Annotated in this window: 11 protein-coding genes; 4 read left to right on the top strand and 7 right to left on the bottom strand. The window is 74.5% G+C overall.

Annotation, left to right across the window (positions count from 1 at the left end):
• Nucleotide 1 precedes the first annotated feature (1 nt).
• The 3 genes from AW27_RS18900 to AW27_RS18890 are packed head-to-tail and all read right to left on the bottom strand — an operon-like array spanning nucleotide 2 to nucleotide 4,193.
• Complete coding sequence (locus tag AW27_RS18900; RefSeq protein WP_037924836.1) at nucleotides 2–1,600, bottom strand: acyl-CoA carboxylase subunit beta; 1,599 nt, start codon at nucleotides 1,598–1,600, stop codon at nucleotides 2–4.
• Entirely contained in the window at nucleotides 1,597–3,357 is a 1,761-nt protein-coding gene (locus AW27_RS18895; RefSeq protein ID WP_037924834.1) for an acyclic terpene utilization AtuA family protein, read from the bottom strand. Before AW27_RS18895 ends, AW27_RS18900 begins: the two co-directional genes overlap by 4 nt.
• Nucleotides 3,354–4,193: a TIGR03084 family metal-binding protein gene (locus tag AW27_RS18890; protein WP_052031068.1), complete on the bottom strand. Its 840-nt coding sequence runs from the start codon at nucleotides 4,191–4,193 to the stop codon at nucleotides 3,354–3,356. The genes AW27_RS18895 and AW27_RS18890 overlap by 4 nt, the downstream gene beginning before the upstream one ends.
• A 329-nt stretch (nucleotides 4,194–4,522) precedes the next feature.
• Between AW27_RS18890 and AW27_RS18885 the strand changes: the two genes are divergently transcribed.
• Nucleotides 4,523–6,145, top strand: coding sequence for a CocE/NonD family hydrolase (locus AW27_RS18885; protein ID WP_037924831.1), 1,623 nt, complete (start codon nucleotides 4,523–4,525; stop codon nucleotides 6,143–6,145).
• A gap of 184 nt (nucleotides 6,146–6,329) precedes the next feature.
• Here the strand turns inward: AW27_RS18885 and AW27_RS18880 are convergent, their stop codons facing one another.
• Together AW27_RS18880 and AW27_RS18875 are read right to left on the bottom strand one after the other, a co-directional pair.
• Nucleotides 6,330–7,265: an EamA family transporter gene (locus tag AW27_RS18880; protein WP_037924829.1), complete on the bottom strand. Its 936-nt coding sequence runs from the start codon at nucleotides 7,263–7,265 to the stop codon at nucleotides 6,330–6,332.
• A gap of 57 nt (nucleotides 7,266–7,322) precedes the next feature.
• The gene (locus AW27_RS18875) at nucleotides 7,323–10,115 is read right to left on the bottom strand and encodes an FAD-binding and (Fe-S)-binding domain-containing protein (RefSeq protein WP_236647730.1); all 2,793 of its coding nucleotides are present in this window, start codon (nucleotides 10,113–10,115) and stop codon (nucleotides 7,323–7,325) included.
• Nucleotides 10,116–10,200: 85 nt separating this feature from the next.
• On the opposite strand from AW27_RS18875, the gene serC reads away from it, so the two are divergent.
• Both serC and AW27_RS18865 read left to right on the top strand, forming a co-directional pair.
• Nucleotides 10,201–11,319 (top strand): phosphoserine transaminase, encoded by a 1,119-nt coding sequence (gene serC / locus AW27_RS18870; RefSeq protein ID WP_037924827.1) that lies wholly within the window; start codon nucleotides 10,201–10,203, stop codon nucleotides 11,317–11,319.
• A gap of 182 nt (nucleotides 11,320–11,501) precedes the next feature.
• Nucleotides 11,502–14,630, top strand: coding sequence for a sacsin N-terminal ATP-binding-like domain-containing protein (locus tag AW27_RS18865; RefSeq protein ID WP_172671365.1), 3,129 nt, complete (start codon nucleotides 11,502–11,504; stop codon nucleotides 14,628–14,630).
• A 37-nt stretch (nucleotides 14,631–14,667) separates the two neighbouring features.
• On the opposite strand, the gene AW27_RS18860 is transcribed toward AW27_RS18865, so the two are convergent.
• Complete coding sequence (locus AW27_RS18860) at nucleotides 14,668–15,462, bottom strand: SGNH/GDSL hydrolase family protein (RefSeq protein ID WP_037924823.1); 795 nt, start codon at nucleotides 15,460–15,462, stop codon at nucleotides 14,668–14,670.
• The gene (locus AW27_RS18855) at nucleotides 15,449–16,024 is read right to left on the bottom strand and encodes a PadR family transcriptional regulator (protein ID WP_037924820.1); all 576 of its coding nucleotides are present in this window, start codon (nucleotides 16,022–16,024) and stop codon (nucleotides 15,449–15,451) included. Before AW27_RS18855 ends, AW27_RS18860 begins: the two co-directional genes overlap by 14 nt.
• A 122-nt stretch (nucleotides 16,025–16,146) precedes the next feature.
• On the opposite strand from AW27_RS18855, the gene AW27_RS18850 reads away from it, so the two are divergent.
• Nucleotides 16,147–16,563: a nuclear transport factor 2 family protein gene (locus tag AW27_RS18850; protein ID WP_037925409.1), complete on the top strand. Its 417-nt coding sequence runs from the start codon at nucleotides 16,147–16,149 to the stop codon at nucleotides 16,561–16,563.
• The last annotated feature ends 10 nt before the right edge of the window (nucleotides 16,564–16,573 follow it).

Raw genomic sequence — 16,573 nt, 5'->3', positions numbered from 1 at the left:
CTCACATCCGAAAGACGCCGAAGCCGCCACGGGCGCCCTCGACGGGGGCGTTGTGGACGGCCGACAGGCACAGGCCGAGGACGGTACGGGTGTCGCGCGGGTCGATGACGCCGTCGTCGTAGAGCCGCCCGGACAGGAACATCGGGAGGGACTCGGACTCGATCTGCGCCTCGACGAAGGCCCGCATACCGGCGTCCTGTTCCTCGTCGTAGGGAAGTCCCTTGGCGGCGGCGGACTGCCGGGACACGATGGAGAGGACTCCGGCGAGCTGCTGGGGGCCCATGACGGCGGATTTGGCGCTGGGCCATGCGAAGAGGAAGCGGGGCTCGTAGGCGCGGCCGCACATGCCGTAGTGGCCCGCGCCGTAGCTGGCGCCGATGAGAACGGACAGGTGCGGGACCTTCGAGTTGGAGACGGCGTTGATCATCATCGAGCCGTGTTTGACGATGCCGCCCTGCTCGTACTCCTTGCCGACCATGTAGCCGGTGGTGTTGTGGAGGAACAGGAGCGGGATGTCGCGCTGGTTGGCGAGCTGGATGAACTGTGCGGCCTTCTGGGACTCGGAGCTGAACAGCACGCCCTGTGCGTTGGCGAGGATGCCCACCGGGTAGCCGTGCAGGGTGGCCCAGCCGGTGACGAGGCTGGTGCCGTAGAGCGGCTTGAACTCGTCGAAGTCGGAGGCGTCGACGATGCGGGCGATGACTTCGCGGGGGTCGAAGGGGGTCTTCAGGTCGGGCGGGACGATCCCGAGGAGCTCCTCCGGGTCGTAGAGGGGCTCCTCGGCCTTGGGCGGGTCCTGGTGGGGCTTGCGGTGGTTCAGGCGGGCCGCGATGCGGCGGGCCTGGCGGATGGCGTCGTACTCGTCGAGGGCGTAGTGGTCGGCGAGTCCGGAGGTGCGGGCGTGCATGTCGGCCCCGCCGAGGGACTCGTCGTCGCTCTCCTCGCCGGTGGCCATCTTGACCAGGGGCGGGCCGCCGAGGAACACCTTCGACCGGTCCTTGATCATGATGGTGTGGTCGGACATGCCGGGGATGTACGCGCCTCCGGCGGTGGAGTTGCCGAAGACCACCGCGACGGTCGGGATGCCCTCCGCGGAGAGCCGGGTGAGGTCGCGGAAGATCGCGCCGCCCGGGATGAAGATCTCCTTCTGGGAGGGCAGGTCGGCCCCGCCGGACTCCACGAGGCTGATGACGGGCAGGCGGTTCTGCCGGGCGATCTCGTTGGCCCGCAGCGCCTTCTTCAGCGTCCAGGGGTTGCTCGCGCCGCCGCGGACGGTGGGGTCGTTGGCGGTGACCAGGCACTCGACGCCCTCGACGGTGCCGATGCCGGTGACCATGGAGGCCCCGACGGGGTAGTCGCTGCCCCAGGCGGCGAGCGGGGACAGCTCCAGGAACGGCGTGTCGGGGTCGAGGAGCAGCTCGACGCGTTCGCGCGCCAGGAGCTTGCCTCGTTTCTTGTGGCGGGCCGTGTACCTGTCCCCGCCGCCCTCCAGGGCCTTGGCGTGCTCGGCGCCGAGGGCGTCGAGGCGCTCCAGCGCGGCCGTGCGGGCCCGGGTGTGCTCGGGGGCGTGCGGGTCGACGGTGGTGCGCAGACGGGTCATGGGCCGGTCCCCTCCGGGGGCGGGAGCAGGTGGACGGGGATGTCGAGGTGGCGGGCGCGCAGCCATTCGCCGAGGGCCTTGGCCTGGGGGTCGAAGCGGTGGCCGGAGGCGACACCGTCGCCGAGGATGCCGGTGACGGTGAAGTTCAGGGCACGCAGTCCCGGGAGTTCGTGCCGGTGCACGGCGAGGCCGCGGGTCTCGGGGAGCAGGGCCCGGAACCGGTCGACGGTCAGGGTGTCGCGCAGCCAGTCCCAGGCAGGGTCGGAGCGGACCCAGACTCCGACGTTGGCGTCGCCGCCCTTGTCGCCGCTGCGGGCCCCGGCCAGCACGCCGAGGGGGGCGCGGACGGTCTCCCGGGACTCCGCCCGGCACCCGGCGGGGGCTGCGGCCCCGGCCTCTTCGGAGGGCCCTCGCCCGTCTGCGGTGGGGGCCCCTCCCCCGGACCGTCGTGCCTCGGACACCGGTGGGGCCGGGACGGGGACGGTCATCGGCATCCGGGTGCCGTCCGGGAGGACCGCGGTGTGCGGGACCTGATCCGCGGGGACGAAGACCGAGGAGAAGACCCCGTACGGCTGGGCCGGGCCGGGCGGGGCCGTGACGTGGAAGCCCGGGTAACTGCCGAGGGCGAGCTCGACGGCCGTCGAGGTCAGGGCCCGGCCGACCGGGTCCGGGGACGGGTCGCGGACCACCAGGCGCAGCAGGGCGCTCGCCGCCTCCTCCGTGTCGGCGTCCGTGTGGTCGGTTCGGGCCAGGGTCCAGACGGCGTCGGCGACGCCCTCCAGGGTCTCGGCGAGCTGGGAGCGGACCAGTTGCGCCTTCGCCTCGATGTCGAGGCCGGTGAGGACGAAGACCACCTCGTTGCGCCAGCCGCCGAGCCGGGTCACGCCCACCTTGAGGGTGGCGGGCGGGCGCTCCCCGCGCGTTCCCGTGACGCGTACGCGGTCGACGCCGTCGCCGGTCAGCCGGACGGTGTCCAGGCGGACCGTGACGTCCGGGCCCGGGTAGCGGATGCCCTGTGTCTCGTAGAGGAGTTGGGCGGTGACGGTGCCGGTGGTGACGGCACCGCCGGTGCCGGGGTGTTTGGTGATGACCGCCGAGCCGTCCTCGGAGATCTCCGCGAGCGGGAAGCCGGGGCGCTGGACGTCGTGGGCGGTGAAGAAGGAGTAGTTGCCGCCGGTGGCCTGGGTGCCGCATTCCAGGACATGGCCCGCGACCACCGCTCCCGCCAGCCGGTCGTGGTCCTCCGGCGTCCAGTCGAACCACCAGGCCGCCGGGCCGCTGACCAGTGCGGCGTCCGTGACCCGGCCGGTGACGACCACGTCGGCGCCGGCCCGCAGGCAGGCGGTGATCCCGGCGCCGCCGAGGTAGGCGTTGGCCGTCAGGGCGCCGTCCTGGCGGGCGGTGAGGTCGTCGCCCTCGACGTGGGCCACGGAGACGGGCACACCCACCGTGGCCGCCAGTTTCCGCACGGCGTCGGCGAGTCCGGCCGGATGGAGGCCGCCCGCGTTCGTGACGATCCGTACGCCCCGTTCGTGCGCGAGCCCGAGGCCCTCCTCCAACTGGCGCAGGAAGGTCTTGGCGTAGCCGAGGTCGGGGTTCTTCAGGCGGTCCCGGCCCAGGATCAGCAGGGTCAGCTCGGCCAGGTAGTCCCCGGTCAGCACGTCGAGGGGACCGCCGGTGAGCATCTCGCGCAGGGCGCTGAAGCGGTCCCCGTAGAAACCGGACGCGTTGCCGATGCGCAGCGGCCGCCGGTTCATCGGGCGGTCCCCCGGTCCGGTCCGGCGCCCGGCTCGCGCCCCGCTCCCGCAGGTCCGGCGAAGGCCTGGGCGATGTCCAGCCAGCGCTCGGCGTCCGGGCCGGTCGCCGTCAGGGCCAGGTCGGCGCGGTGGGCGCGCCGGGTCACCAGCAGGCAGAAGTCGAGGGCCGGACCGGTGACCCGCTGCGGGGCCTGCGGCGGCCCGTACGCCCAGACCCGCGCGCCGTCGGGGGCGGCCAGCTCCACCCGGAACTCCCCCTCGGGCGCGGGCAGTCCGCGTACGGCGTGGGCGTAGTCGCGGGCCCGTACGCCGATGCGCGCCACATGGCGCAGCCGGGCGGTCGGGGTGCGGCGCACTCCGAGCGCGTCGGCGACGTCCTGGCCGTGCGCCCAGGTCTCCATCAGGCGGGCGCCGGCCATCGAGGCGGCCTTCATGGGCGGCCCGTACCAGGGGAATCGGGTGTCGGACGAGGCGCTGGCCAGGGCCTGCGCAAGCGCGTCGCGCGTGTCCCGCCAGCGGCTGAGGAGCTCGGCGGGCGGCAGCGCCGCGCCCTCGCGCGCGCCGTCGTCGACGAAGGAGTCGGGGGCCTTCAGTGCTTCCTCGACCATGGCGCCGAAGCCGGTGGCGTCGGTGAGGGAGAGCAGCGAGGCCCGGTCGGTCCAGTGCAGATGGGCGATCTGGTGGGCGATGGTCCAGCCGGGTGCGGGAGTGGGCCGGGCCCAGTGGGGGGCGGGCAACCGCTGTACGAGGGCGTCGAGTTCGCGTCCCTCCTCGCGCAGATCGGTGAAGACGGCGACGGCGTCGTCGACGGCGGCGGCGGCGGACGAATCGGGCACGATGCGCTCCCCTTCTCGGCGTGAGGGGAAGACTGGCAGCAGCCAAGAAAACAATCAAGCACGCTTGCATGATTTTTTCGAGCGACCCTCGCCGAGTGGCGCCTTCTCGCCACCCGACCCAAACCACTTGAATCCGCGGGCAGTTGATCCACACCGGGACGGAGTGCAGGTCTCACGGCGCGACCGCGCCGGAGAGCACGGAGGGCGATTCAGGCCGTAAGCCGGAAACCCGCGAAACGTCACCGGATGTCCCGTCGATACTGAACGCTCCGCTCCGGGCCCGGGCGGGCGACCACGTTCGTGTCACTCGACGAAGAGGATGAACTGACGTGACCCCAGCCGCCCGACCCTCCTTCTCCCTCTATCCCGAACTCGATGCGACCGCCCTCGGCGCCTTCGTCTCCGCGCTGGAGAGCGGCGACGTCACCGGCCTGCCGCCCGCCCGCGCCGCCGGGGTCGCCGAGGCCCGCGCCCGCAGCGTCTTCACCCGCGGCAAGGTCACCGGCGCCGACGGCGACCTCCTCGACGCGGCCCTGTGGCGGCACACCGGGATCCGGCCCCGCCCGATGATCGTCATGCCCTCGCCCTGGACCAGCCTGGGCTGGCTCGTCTACGCCGTGCAGGCCACGCTGTTCGCGGCCCGCGGCTACGACGTCATCGCCTACTCGGCCCGCGGCTTCGGCGGCTCCGAGGGACAGGTCGACGTGGCCGGCCCGCTCGACGTGGCCGACGGCAGCCGCGCCCTGGACCACCTGATCGAGCGCAGCACCGGCCCCGTGACGAAGGTCGGCTTCCTCGGGGCCTCGTACGGCTCGGGCATCGGCCAGCTGGTCGCCGCGCACGACACCCGGGTCGACGCCGTGGTCGCACTCAGCAGCTGGGGCGACCTCGGCGAGGCCTTCCACGAGAACTCCACCCGGCACGTGGCAGCGGTGCGGGCCCTGCTCGAAGCGGCGGCGAAGGCCCGGCTGAGCCCACAGACGCGGAGCGCCTTCGACCACCTGCTGACCGGCAGCGACATCCGGGGCGTCCTGCGGTGGGCCGAGGTCCGCTCGCCCCTCACCCACGTCAAGGAACTCAACCGCCGCCGGGTTCCGGTCTTCTTCTCGCACGCCTGGCACGAGACCCTCTTCCCGCTCAACCAGACCCTCAGGATGTTCAACGAGCTCACCGGGCCCAAGCGGCTCGCCGTCTCCGTCGGGGACCACTCCGGCCCCGAGACGGCGGGCGTCCTCGGCCTGCCGAACCGGATCTGGACCGACGCCCACCGCTGGTTCGACCACCACCTCAAGGGCATCGACAACGGCATCGACGGCGAGGGGCAGTTCCTCGGCGAGGTCATGTGGAGCAGAACCCTCGAACCCCGCCCGACCTGGCCCTCCGCCACCGAACGGCTGCACCGCCTCTACCTCGCGGGCGACGGCGGGCTCGGGCCCGAGACGGTGGCCGGATGGACGGCGACCGTGCTGTGCGGGATGGACACCCCGGCGACCGTCGCCGACAGCGTCGTCGCGTCCGGGTACGCGGAGATGGCCGGCCGCCCGAAGGCCTACCCGACCGAGGGGATCGACCGCACGGTCGCCGCCGTCTGGACGGCCGAACCGGCCGCGGAGACCGTCCGGCTGCGCGGCACGCCCCGGCTCCGCGTGACCTACCGGGCCGCGAACCCGGGCTCCACCTTCGTCGCGTACCTCTTCGATGCGGGCCCGGACGGCACGGCCCACCTCATCACCCACGCTCCGTTCAGCGACCTCCAGTCACCGCCGGACAGCCTGATCAGCGCGGACATCGAGCTCCAGGCCACGGCGTACGACGTGCGGCGCGGCCACCGTCTGATGCTGGTGATCGACGCCCGCGACCCGTTCTACGCCGACGCCAACCTGCCCCGCGCGACGCTGGCCTTCACCTCGCCGGAGGCCACCCCCTCGTGCCTGGACCTCCCCCTCGGCTGATGCCGTGCGCCCGCCCAGCCGGTCCCCCGCGGCCGTCCGGGCGGGCGCACGCTCCACAGATGACGCACGGAACACACCTCCGGTTGCAGGGTTCCGGACGGAGCGGGAACGGGATCTCGGCGGTCCGGTACGAGTGGGGCGCGGGGGCGGCTCCGGGGACGGCGGCCGGGCGGCCGGCCATCCCTCAGGCGGGCTGTTTTCCGATCTGGGAGCGGACCGCGCCCATGCTGGCCGCGATGACGAGGGCGATGGCAAGGGCGTCCAGCGCCGACAGGGCCTGGTTCAGGACGAGGAAGCCCGCGGTGGCGGCGATGGCGGGTTCCAGGCTCATCAGGATCGCGAAGGTGGGGGCCGGCATCCGTCGCAGCGCCAGGAGTTCCAGGGTGTAGGGCAGGACGGACGACAGTACGGCCACGCCCACGCCCAGTGCGAGGGTGCTCGGGACCAGCAGGTCCGAGCCCGCTTCGTAGACGCCCAGCGGCAGCGAGAGGACGGCGGCGGCGGCCATCGCCAGGGCCAGTCCGTCCGCCTGCGGGAACCGGCGGCCGGTGCGCGCGCTGAACACGATGTACGCGGCCCACATGGCGCCCGCGCCGAGCGCGAAGGCCGCGCCCAGCGGGTCGAGGGAGCCGAAGCCGAGGCCGCCGCCTCCGTGGCCGGACAGCAGGGCCACTCCGCCGAGGGCGAGGCCGGCCCACAGCAGGTTCACCAGGCGGCGGGAGACCACGACGGACAGGGCCAGCGGCCCGAGGACCTCCAGGGTGACCGCCGGCCCGAGCGGGATCCGGTCGATGGCCTGGTAGAAGAGGCCGTTCATGGCGGCCATCGCCACGCCGAACGCGACCACGGTGCCCCAGTCGGAGCGCGTGTACCCGCGCACCTTCGGCCGGCACAGGAGCAGCAGCACGATCGCGGCGGCCGCGAGGCGCAGGGTGACCACGCCCGCAGCACCCGCCCTCGGCATGATCATGACGGCGAGGGCGGCACCGAACTGGACCGAGACACCCGCCGAGACCACCAGTGCCACCGGGCCGAAACGGGACCGGACCCCTGGGGCGGAGGGGTCGGCGGAGGGTGCGGCGGCGGGGCTGGTCGTCGGGGACGCGGAAGGTGCGGGCATGCAGCCAGCCTAAGCCCTCGTAAGGAGTGTCGCCGCTTATCTTTCCTTACATGCCCGTTAGGGCCGCGTGCCGGCCGCGGGCCCGTGGGACTCTTCGGCCGCCAGCCCTTCCGCGAGGAGTTCCACGAGGTGACGGGCCCGCACTCCGCCCAGCTCGGCGATCTGGGTCCGGCAGGAGAACCCGTCCGCCTGGACCAGCGCGCCCGGCGGGGCCGTGCGCAGCGACGGCAGGAGCTGCTCCTCCGCACAGGCCACCGACACCTGGTGGTGTCCCGGCTCGAAGCCGAAGTTCCCCGCGAGACCGCAGCAGCCTCCGGCGGGCTCCCCGGCGAGCCCGGCGCGCTCGCGCAGCCGGCGGTCGGCGCCGTCCCCGAGGACGGCGTGCTGGTGGCAGTGGGTCTGGCCGACGAGCGGACGGTCCAGACGGGGCGGCCGCCAGCCGGGCGCGTACTCCTCCAGGGTCTCGGCGACGGTGCGTACGGCGGCCGCCAGGCGGGCCGCGCGCGGGTCGGCGGGGAGCAGGGCGGGCAGGTCGGTGCGCAGGGCCGCGGCGCAGCTCGGTTCGAGGACGGTGACGGGTCCGGGGACCTCGCCGAGGGTGTCCAGGGTGCGGCGCAGGACCTTGCGGGCCCGGTCGAGGCGGCCGGTGGAGAGGTAGGTCAGGCCGCAGCAGATCCGGCCGCCGCCGCGGGGGACGGTCACGTCGAGGCCGGCCGCCCGGAGCACGCGGAGCGCGGCGTGGCCGACCTCGGGAGCGAGGTACTCCGTGAACGTGTCGGGCCACAGGACGACGGCCGGCCCGGACACGGGCCCGGACGCCCCGGACACGGGACCGGACGCACCCGCGCCCCGGGTGAACGGCCGCTTCGCGAGTTCCGGCAGGGCCCGTTCGCGGGCCAGGCCCGGCACGGGCACCGGCAGCAGGCGCAGGGCCGCGTTGACGGCGCCCGCCGCCCGCAGGCGGTGGATCAGGCGCAGCCATCCCGGCAGGCCGCCGAGCGTGTAGTGGGCCGCCGGCCGGATGCGGCCGGCCCAGTGGTGGTGCAGGAACTCCGACTTGTACGCGGCCATGTCCACGCCGACCGGGCAGTCGCTGCGGCAGCCCTTGCACCCCAGGCACAGGTCGAGGGCCTCGGCGACCTCCGGCGAACGCCAGCCGCCGGTGACGACCTCCCCGGCGAGCATCTCGTGGAGCAGCCGCGCGCGGCCGCGCGTGGAGTGCTGTTCCTCGCCGGTGGCCCGGTAGGAGGGGCACATCACGCCCGGTCCGCCCGGCTCGCCGGTCCGGCACTTGGCGACGCCGACGCACCGTGCGACCTCGGCGGCGAAGGGGGTGGCCGGGAGGACCTCGAAGCGGAGGTTCTCGTCCAGCCGGGCGGGCCTGACCAGCATCCCCGGGTTCATCCCGCCCGCCGGGTCCCACACGTCCTTGTAGGCGCCGAAGAGCCGAATCACCTCGTCGCCGTACATCTTCGGCAGGAGTTCGGCACGCGCCTGCCCGTCGCCGTGTTCGCCCGAGAGGGATCCGCCGTGGGCGACGACGAGATCGGCGAGTTCCTCGGAGAAGGCCCGGTAGCGGGTCCGGCCGGCCGCGGAGGCGAGGTCGAAGTCGATGCGCGCGTGGACGCAGCCCTCGCCGAAGTGCCCGTACGGGGTGCCGTGCAGCCCGTGGGCGGCCAGCAGGGACCGGAACTGCCTCAGGTACGCGCCCAGCCGGGCCGGCGGGACCGCGCAGTCCTCCCAACCGGGCCAGGCCATCCGCCCGTCGGGCGTCCTGGTCGCGGTGCCGGCGGCGTCCTCGCGGATCCGCCACAGGGCCCGCTGCCGGGCCGGGTCGGTGACCACCAGCACGTCCAGTGCGTCGGCGCCGCGGGCGACGGCCCGCGCCCCGCCCTCGTCCGGCATCTCGACGAACAGCCAGGCCCGCCCGCGGGGCAGTGCCGCGGGCCGGCCCGCCGGGCCGGCGGCCCCGCCCACCAGGTCCTCGGCCATGCCCTCGACCGTGAGCGGCCGGTACGGGAGCAGCCCGGCGGCCGCGTCCGCCGCCGCGCTCTCGTCGGAGTACCCGAGGACGGCCAGGGCGGGCGCAGGCGGCAGTTCGACGAGGCGCACCACGGCCTCGGTGACCACGGCGAGGGTGCCTTCGCTGCCGCAGAAGGCCGGTGCGAGCCGCACACCGCGTTCGGGCAGCAGCGCGTCGAGGGCGCCGTAGCCGGAGATCCTCCGCGAGAAGGCGGGCGGCATGCCGGTGCGCAGCAGGCCGAGGTGCGCGCCGACGAGGTCCCGCAGGCCGTCCGGGGCGCCCTGCCAGCCGGTGCCGATGCGGTGGGGCACGCCCCCGTAGGCGGTCACGGCGAGTTCGGTGACGTTGTCGGCGGTGGTTCCCCAGGCCACGGAGTGGGCGCCGCACGCGTTGTTGCCGATCATGCCGCCCAGGGTGCAGCGGGAGTGGGTGGAGGGGTCGGGCCCGAAGGTCAGTCCGTACGGGCGCACCGCGTCCCGCAGCCGGTCCAGGACCAGGCCCGGCTGGACGACGGCGGTGCGGGCGGCCGGGTCGACGGACAGCAGGGCGTTCATGTGCCGGGTGAGGTCGAGGACCACGCCGACGCCGGTGGCCTGCCCGGCGATGGAGGTGCCGCCGCCCCGCGGGACGACGGGCACGCCCGCGTCGGCGCACACCCGCAGTGCGGCCGCGACGTCGTCGGCGTCGCGCGGGGCGACGACGCCGAGGGGGACGCGCCGGTAGTTGGAGGCGTCCATGGTCACGAGGGCGCGTGCCGCGGCGCTGAAGTCCACCTCCCCGCGCAGCTCCGCCCGCAAGGTCCGCTCGACTTCACCGGGTGTCGTCACGGAGCCCAGCCTGCCACCGTCCCGCCGCGTCTCATCCGGTGGACGCGCTTCCGAAGCGTGGCTCCGGACCCGATACGCTCCGCTCGTGGCTGAGATCCAGATTCCCGCTGACATCAAGCCCGCCGACGGACGCTTCGGCGCGGGCCCCTCCAAGGTGCGGACCGAGGCGCTGGACGCCCTCGCCGCCACCGGTACCTCCCTGCTCGGAACCTCACACCGCCAGGCCCCGGTCAAGAACCTGGTCGGATCGGTGCGCCAGGGCATCCGGGACCTCTTCTCCCTCCCCGAGGGCTACGAGGTGATCCTGGGCAACGGCGGCTCCACCGCCTTCTGGGACATCGCGACCGCCGGTCTCATCGAGCGGAAGTCCCAGCACCTGACCTTCGGCGAGTTCTCCTCGAAGTTCGCCAAGGCGGCGAAGCTGGCGCCGTGGCTGGACGAGCCGTCCGTGATCTCCTCCGAGCCGGGCACGCACCCCGAGCCGGTGGCCGAGGCGGGTGTGGACGTGTACGCGTACACCCACAACGAGACCTCCACGGGTGTCGCCGCACCGGTCCGGCGGGTCGCGGGCGCGGACGCCGGGTCCCTCGTTCTGGTGGACGCGACCTCGGGCGCCGGCGGTCTGCCGGTGGACATCACCGAGACGGACGTCTACTACTTCGCGCCGCAGAAGTCCTTCGCCTCCGACGGCGGCCTGTGGCTGGCGGCGTTCTCCCCGGCGGCCCTGGAGCGCGCGGCCCGGGTGCACGCGTCGGGCCGGCACATCCCGGAGTTCTTCTCCCTGCCGACGGCGATCGACAACTCGCTGAAGAACCAGACGTACAACACCCCGGCGCTGGCCACGCTCTTCCTGCTGGACCAGCAGTTGGAGTGGATGAACGGCCAGGGCGGCCTGGAGTTCACCACGGGCCGTACGGCCGCCAGTGCGCGCCACCTGTACGGCTGGGCGGAGACGTCCAAGTACGCGACGCCGTTCGTCACCGACGCCGACAAGCGCTCCGCCGTCATCGGCACGATCGACTTCTCGGACGACATCGACGCGGCGGCCGTCGCGAAGGTGCTGCGCGCCAACGGGATCGTGGACACCGAGCCGTACCGCAAGCTCGGCCGCAACCAGCTGCGCATCGCGATGTTCCCCGCGATCGACCCCGCGGACGTCCAGGCGCTGACGGCCTGCATCGACTACGTGATCGAGAAGCTCTGACCGGAGTCCGTCCGGTACCGCGGGAGCCCCCGGTGACGTCCCGTCACCGGGGGCTCCCGCGTCCCCGGGGGCTCCGGCGTCCCCGGGGGCTCCCGCCGCGGGTTCGCCCACCTCAGGGGCGAGGCGCGGCCCGCCACGCGATACCTTCAGGAGTTCGTTGGGCGATTCTTGGAGGCAGCGGCGTGAGCGTGCGAGTGACGGCGGCCCAGAGCGGCACGGACCCCTTCGGCACGGCCCGGCTGCGGCGCGGCGTGCTCGACGCCTGGGGAGCGGGCCCGGCCCGGTTTCGCGAGGACGCCAACGCCGAGGAGGACCTCGCGCTCGGCGGCTACCGGGACCGGCTCGTGGTCGAGCTGGCCCAGAACGCCGCCGACGCCGCGGCCCGCGCCGAGGCGCCCGGCCGGTTGCGGCTCACCCTCCACGAGGGCGAGGCCGGACGCGCGCTGCTGGCCGTCGCCAACACCGGCGCCCCGCTGGACGCGACGGGCGTGGAGTCCCTGAGCACCCTGCGCGCCTCCGCCAAGCGGGAGCCCGCCGCGGAGAGCGTGGGCCGTTTCGGCGTCGGCTTCGCAGCCGTTCTCGCCGTCTGCGACGAGCCGGCCGTGCTCGGCCGCCACGGCGGGGTCCGCTGGTCCCTCGCCGAGGCCCGCGAACTGGCCCGCGAGGCCGCCGTCGGCAGCCCCGGCCTCGGCGACGAACTGCGCCGCCGCGACGGTCACGTGCCGCTGCTGCGCCTCCCGCTGCCCGCCGAGGGCACCGCCCCCGAGGGCTACGACACCGTCGTGGTCCTGCCGCTGCGCGACGCCGCCGCGGAGGACCTCGTCGAACGGCTCCTCGCGGGCATCGACGACGCCCTGCTGCTGACCCTGCCCGGACTGTGCGAGGTCGTCGTGGAGACCCGGGCCGGCTCGCGCACCCTCACCCGCCGCGACGAGGGCGCCTACACCGTCGTCGAGGACACCACCGGCTCCGGCACGCGGACCAACCGCTGGCGCACCGTCCGCCACGGCGGCGCCATCGAGAAGGCGCTGCTCGCCGACCGGCCCGTCGAGGAACGGCTGCGGCCCGCCTGGGCGGTGTCGTGGGCCGTGCCCGTCGACGCCGACGGCGCCCCGCTGCGCCCGACCACCGCACCCGTGGTGCACGCCCCGACGCCCACCGACGAGCCGCTGGGCATCCCGGCACTGCTCATCGCGACCCTGCCGCTGGACACCAGTCGCCGCCACCCCGCACCGGGGCCGCTGACCGACTTCCTCGTGCAGCGTGCCGCCGACGCCTACGCCGAACTCCTCGGCGCCTGGGATCCGGTGGGCACCGGGCTCGTGGACCTGGTGCCCGGCCCGCTCGGCAAGGGCGAGCTGGACGGCGCCCTGCGCGCCGCCGTGCTGGAGCGGCTGCCGCGTACGGCGTTCCTCGCACCGGCCGCGCCGCCCGAGCACGCCGAGGAGCGGGGCGCCCTGCGCCCGTTCGAGGCCGAGGTGGTGGAGGGCGCGGGCGCCGAGACCGTACGGGTCCTCGCGGAGGTCCTGCCGACGCTGCTGCCGGCCGGCCTGGAGCGTCGCGCCGAGCTGCGCACCCTGGGCGTGGGCCGGCTCCCGCTGGGCGATGCCATCGAGCGGATCGCGGGCATCGAGCGGACCCCCGAGTGGTGGTACCGGCTGTACGACAGCCTCGCCGGGGTGGACCCCGACCGCCTGTCGGGGCTGCCCGTGCCGCTCGCCGACGGCCGTACGACGATCGGGCCGCGGCACGTCCTGCTCCCGTACGCGGACACGCCCGCGGACCTGGCCCGGCTGGGGCTGAAGGTGGCCCACCCGGAGGCGGCGCACCCGCTGTTGGAGAAGCTCGGCTCTCTCCCGGCGACGGCGCGCGCGGTCCTGACGACCCCGCAGGTGCGGGCCGCGGTGGCCGCGTCCCTGGACGCCGGGGAGATCTGGGACGAGGACGCCGACACCCTGGACGCCGACGAGCTCGCCGAGGTGGTCCTCGGGCTGGTCCGCGACGCGGAACTGGCGCCCGGCGACGAGCCGTGGCTCGGCGCGCTGGCCCTGCCGGACGAGGACGGGGAGCTGACTCCCGCGGGTGAACTGCTGCTGCCGGGATCGCCCCTGGCCTCGGTCATCCGCGCGGACGAGGTCCCGTTCGTGGACGCCGAGCTGGCCGAGCGGTGGGGCGGGGCCCCGCTGACCGCCTGCGGGGTGCTGGCCTCCTTCCAGCTGGTGCGCGCCACCGACGTGGTCCTGGACCCGGACGAACTGGAGCCGCGGGAGGGCGACTACGCCGAGCCGGACGACGCGGGGCTGCTGGACGCGGTGGACGTGTGGTGCGAGGACGTGCTGGACCAGCTGCCGGACCTGCCCGTCCCGCCGGTGGCGACCGAGCTGGTGGCCGTGCGCGACCTGGACCTCGTCGACGACGGCTGCTGGCCGCAGGCCCTCGCCATGCTGGCGCAGCCGCCGCTGCGGGACGCGCTGACCCAGCCGGTGCGGATCCTGCTGCCGGACGGGACGACGCAGTCGGTGCGCCCGTACACGGCGTGGTGGCTGCGCGACCACCCGGTGCTGGACGGCCGCCGCCCGGCGGGCCTGCGGGCGGCGGGCGGTGACCCGCTGCTGGAGGGCCTCTACACCTCGGCGGACGCCACCGGTTTCGAGGACGAGCAGGTGCTGCGGGCGCTGGGCGTACGGACGTCCGTGCCGGCGCTGCTGGACGAGCCCGGCGGTGCGGCGGAGCTGCTGGGCCGGCTCGCCGACCCCGACCGGGAGGTGACCGACCGGCAGGTGCACGGCCTGTACAACGCGCTGGCCGATCTCGACCCCGAGCAGGTGACCCTGCCGGACGAGTTGCGGGCGGTGGAGGACGGCGAGGTGGTCGTCGTGGACGCGGCGGACGCGGTGATCGCGGACGCCCCGGACCTGCTGCCGCTGGCGGCGGGGCTGCCCCTGCTGCCGGTGTCCCCGGTACGTGCGGCGGACCTCGCGGAGCTGCTCCAGGTGCGCCGGCTGTCGGAGACGGTCCCGGCGGAGGTGACGACGCCGGGCGAGGAGCACGAGGTGCCGGAGGCGGTGCGGGTGCTGCTCGGCCCGGCGACGCCCGCGACGTATGTCGAGCACGAGGAGCTGGTCGCGGGCGGCACGGAGCTGGACTGGCGGCGCACACCCGACGGCACCCTGCACGCGTCCACCCTGGAGGGCGTGGCGGCGGGCCTGGCCTGGTCCGCGGGCCAGTGGCCGCGCCGCTTCGAGGTGGCCGCGCTTCTGGAGGACCCGTCCCGCACGGCGGAGCTGGCACGGGACCGCTGGTTCGACTGAGGGCCGTCCCGGCATCCCGGCTGGGACGCGGGTCGGGTCACCGCTCGCCGGCGCTCGCGGCGGCCAGGGGCAGCAGGTCGGGGCGCTTGGCGCTCCGGCCGTCGCCGGAGGAGCGGCCGCGCAGTCGGCGGCCCAGCCAGGGGCCCAGGAAGGCGGCCGCCCAGCGCAACTCGGCCGCGACGGCCGCACCCGGCGCGGGGGCGGCCCGCGGCGGCAGCGGGTGCGCCCAGCTGTCATCGCTGCCGGGCAGGCCGACGGCGTGGGCGAGGGCGGCGGCGATGCGCTCGTGGCCGAGGGAGCTGGCGTGCAGCCGGTCCGTGGTCCACATCCGCGGGTCGGCGACGGCGTCCGGCAGGGCGGTCTCGGCGACGGTGACGCCGTGCCGGGCGGCCGCCTCGCGGATGCGGTCGTTGAGGTCGCCCAGGCGGGGTGCGAGGGGCCGGGCGATCGGCACGATCCGGCCCAGGTCGGGGAAGGTGACGGTGGCCACGTGGGCGCCGGCCGCCGTGAGCGCGGCGAACATCTCCTCGACCTCGCCCGCGACCCGCGCCGCGTCGAACCGGGGCCGCAGGACGTCGTTGACACCCGCGACGACGGTGGCGATGTCGGGCCGCAGGGCCAGCGCGGGGCCGAGCTGTTCGGCGCGGACCTGGCCGGCGAGCCGTCCGCGTACGGCGAGGTTGGCGTAGCGCAGGCCGGGGCGCGCGGCCTCCAGGTGTCCGGCGAAGCGGTCGGCGAAGCCGCGCAGGCCCGTGGTGTCGTCGCCGTCGCCGAGGCCTTCGGTCTGGCTGTCGCCCAGGGCGACGTAGCGCCGGTAGTCAGTGCTCGGCACGGCTGGTCCGCCCCTCTCGCTCTCGCAGGATCGCCGCGCTGCGGCGGCACCAGTCGCGGTGGCCCTGTTCGAAGGCGATGCCGCGCAGGCAGGTCAGGTAGCCGCCGATGCGTTCGCCGTGGAGCAGGAACTCCTCCTCGTCCAGGTCGCCGCGCATCCTGCGCAGGACCTTGCCGAGGAGTTCGAGCTTGGCGTCGGCCGCGGACGCCCGTTCCTCCAGTTGTGCGATCACGGGCCGGGTGCCGATCCGGTCGGCGTTCTGCACCTTGACCAGGAGGTCGTCCCGGATGACCGAGGGCTTGGACGAGGCGGCCGCGAACTCCTCCAGTGCGGTCCGGCCGGCGTCGGTGACCCGGAAGAGGCGTTTGTTGGGCCGGGTTTCCTGGACCACCTGCCGGCCCTCGACCAGGCCTTCCTTCTCCAGTCTGGCGAGCTCGGTGTAGAGCTGCTGGGGGGAGGCGTGCCAGAAGTTCGCGACGCCGATGTCGAAGGACTTCGCCAGTTCGTAGCCGCTGAACTCACCGTCGAGCAGCGCCGCCAGTACGGCATGCCGCAGGGCCATCGCGACCGCCCCTTCCTTTTCCTCGCGCTCCCCCGCATGATACTCACGGAACTGAGTAGTCAATTCCTTGAGTAGTGGTAGCCGCATCCGCATCTGGAGGAGCCGTGGAGTCCGTGGAGTCCGTGAGGGAGACCGCCGAACGCTTCCGCGCCGCTGTGGAGAAGCGTGACCTCTCCGCGCTGGAGCACCTGTTCACCGAGGACATCAGGCTGTACAGCCCGGTGAAGTTCCGCCCGTTCGAGGGCAGGCCGATGGTGCTGGGGCTCTTCGGGGTCCTGCTGCGCGTCTTCGAGGACCTGCGCTACGTCGGCCGCTTCGACGGCGCGACCGAGACCGGCGCGGACGGCACCGAGGCGCCGGCGTCCGTCCTGCCCTTCCGGGCCACGGTGGACGGCAAGGAGATCCACGGCATCGACATGCTGCACTTCGACGGGGCGGGCCGGATCAAGGAGTTCACGGTGATGGTCCGCCCCCAGTCCGCGGTCCACACCCTGGGCCGGGCCGTCCTGGCCGGCCTCCAGGCGGACGGCCTGGCCTGAGCCCCGTCGC

The sequence above is a fragment of the Streptomyces sp. PCS3-D2 genome (assembly GCF_000612545.2).
GTDB lineage: Bacteria > Actinomycetota > Actinomycetes > Streptomycetales > Streptomycetaceae > Streptomyces.
This window is presented reverse-complemented; position numbering and strand designations above follow the sequence as displayed.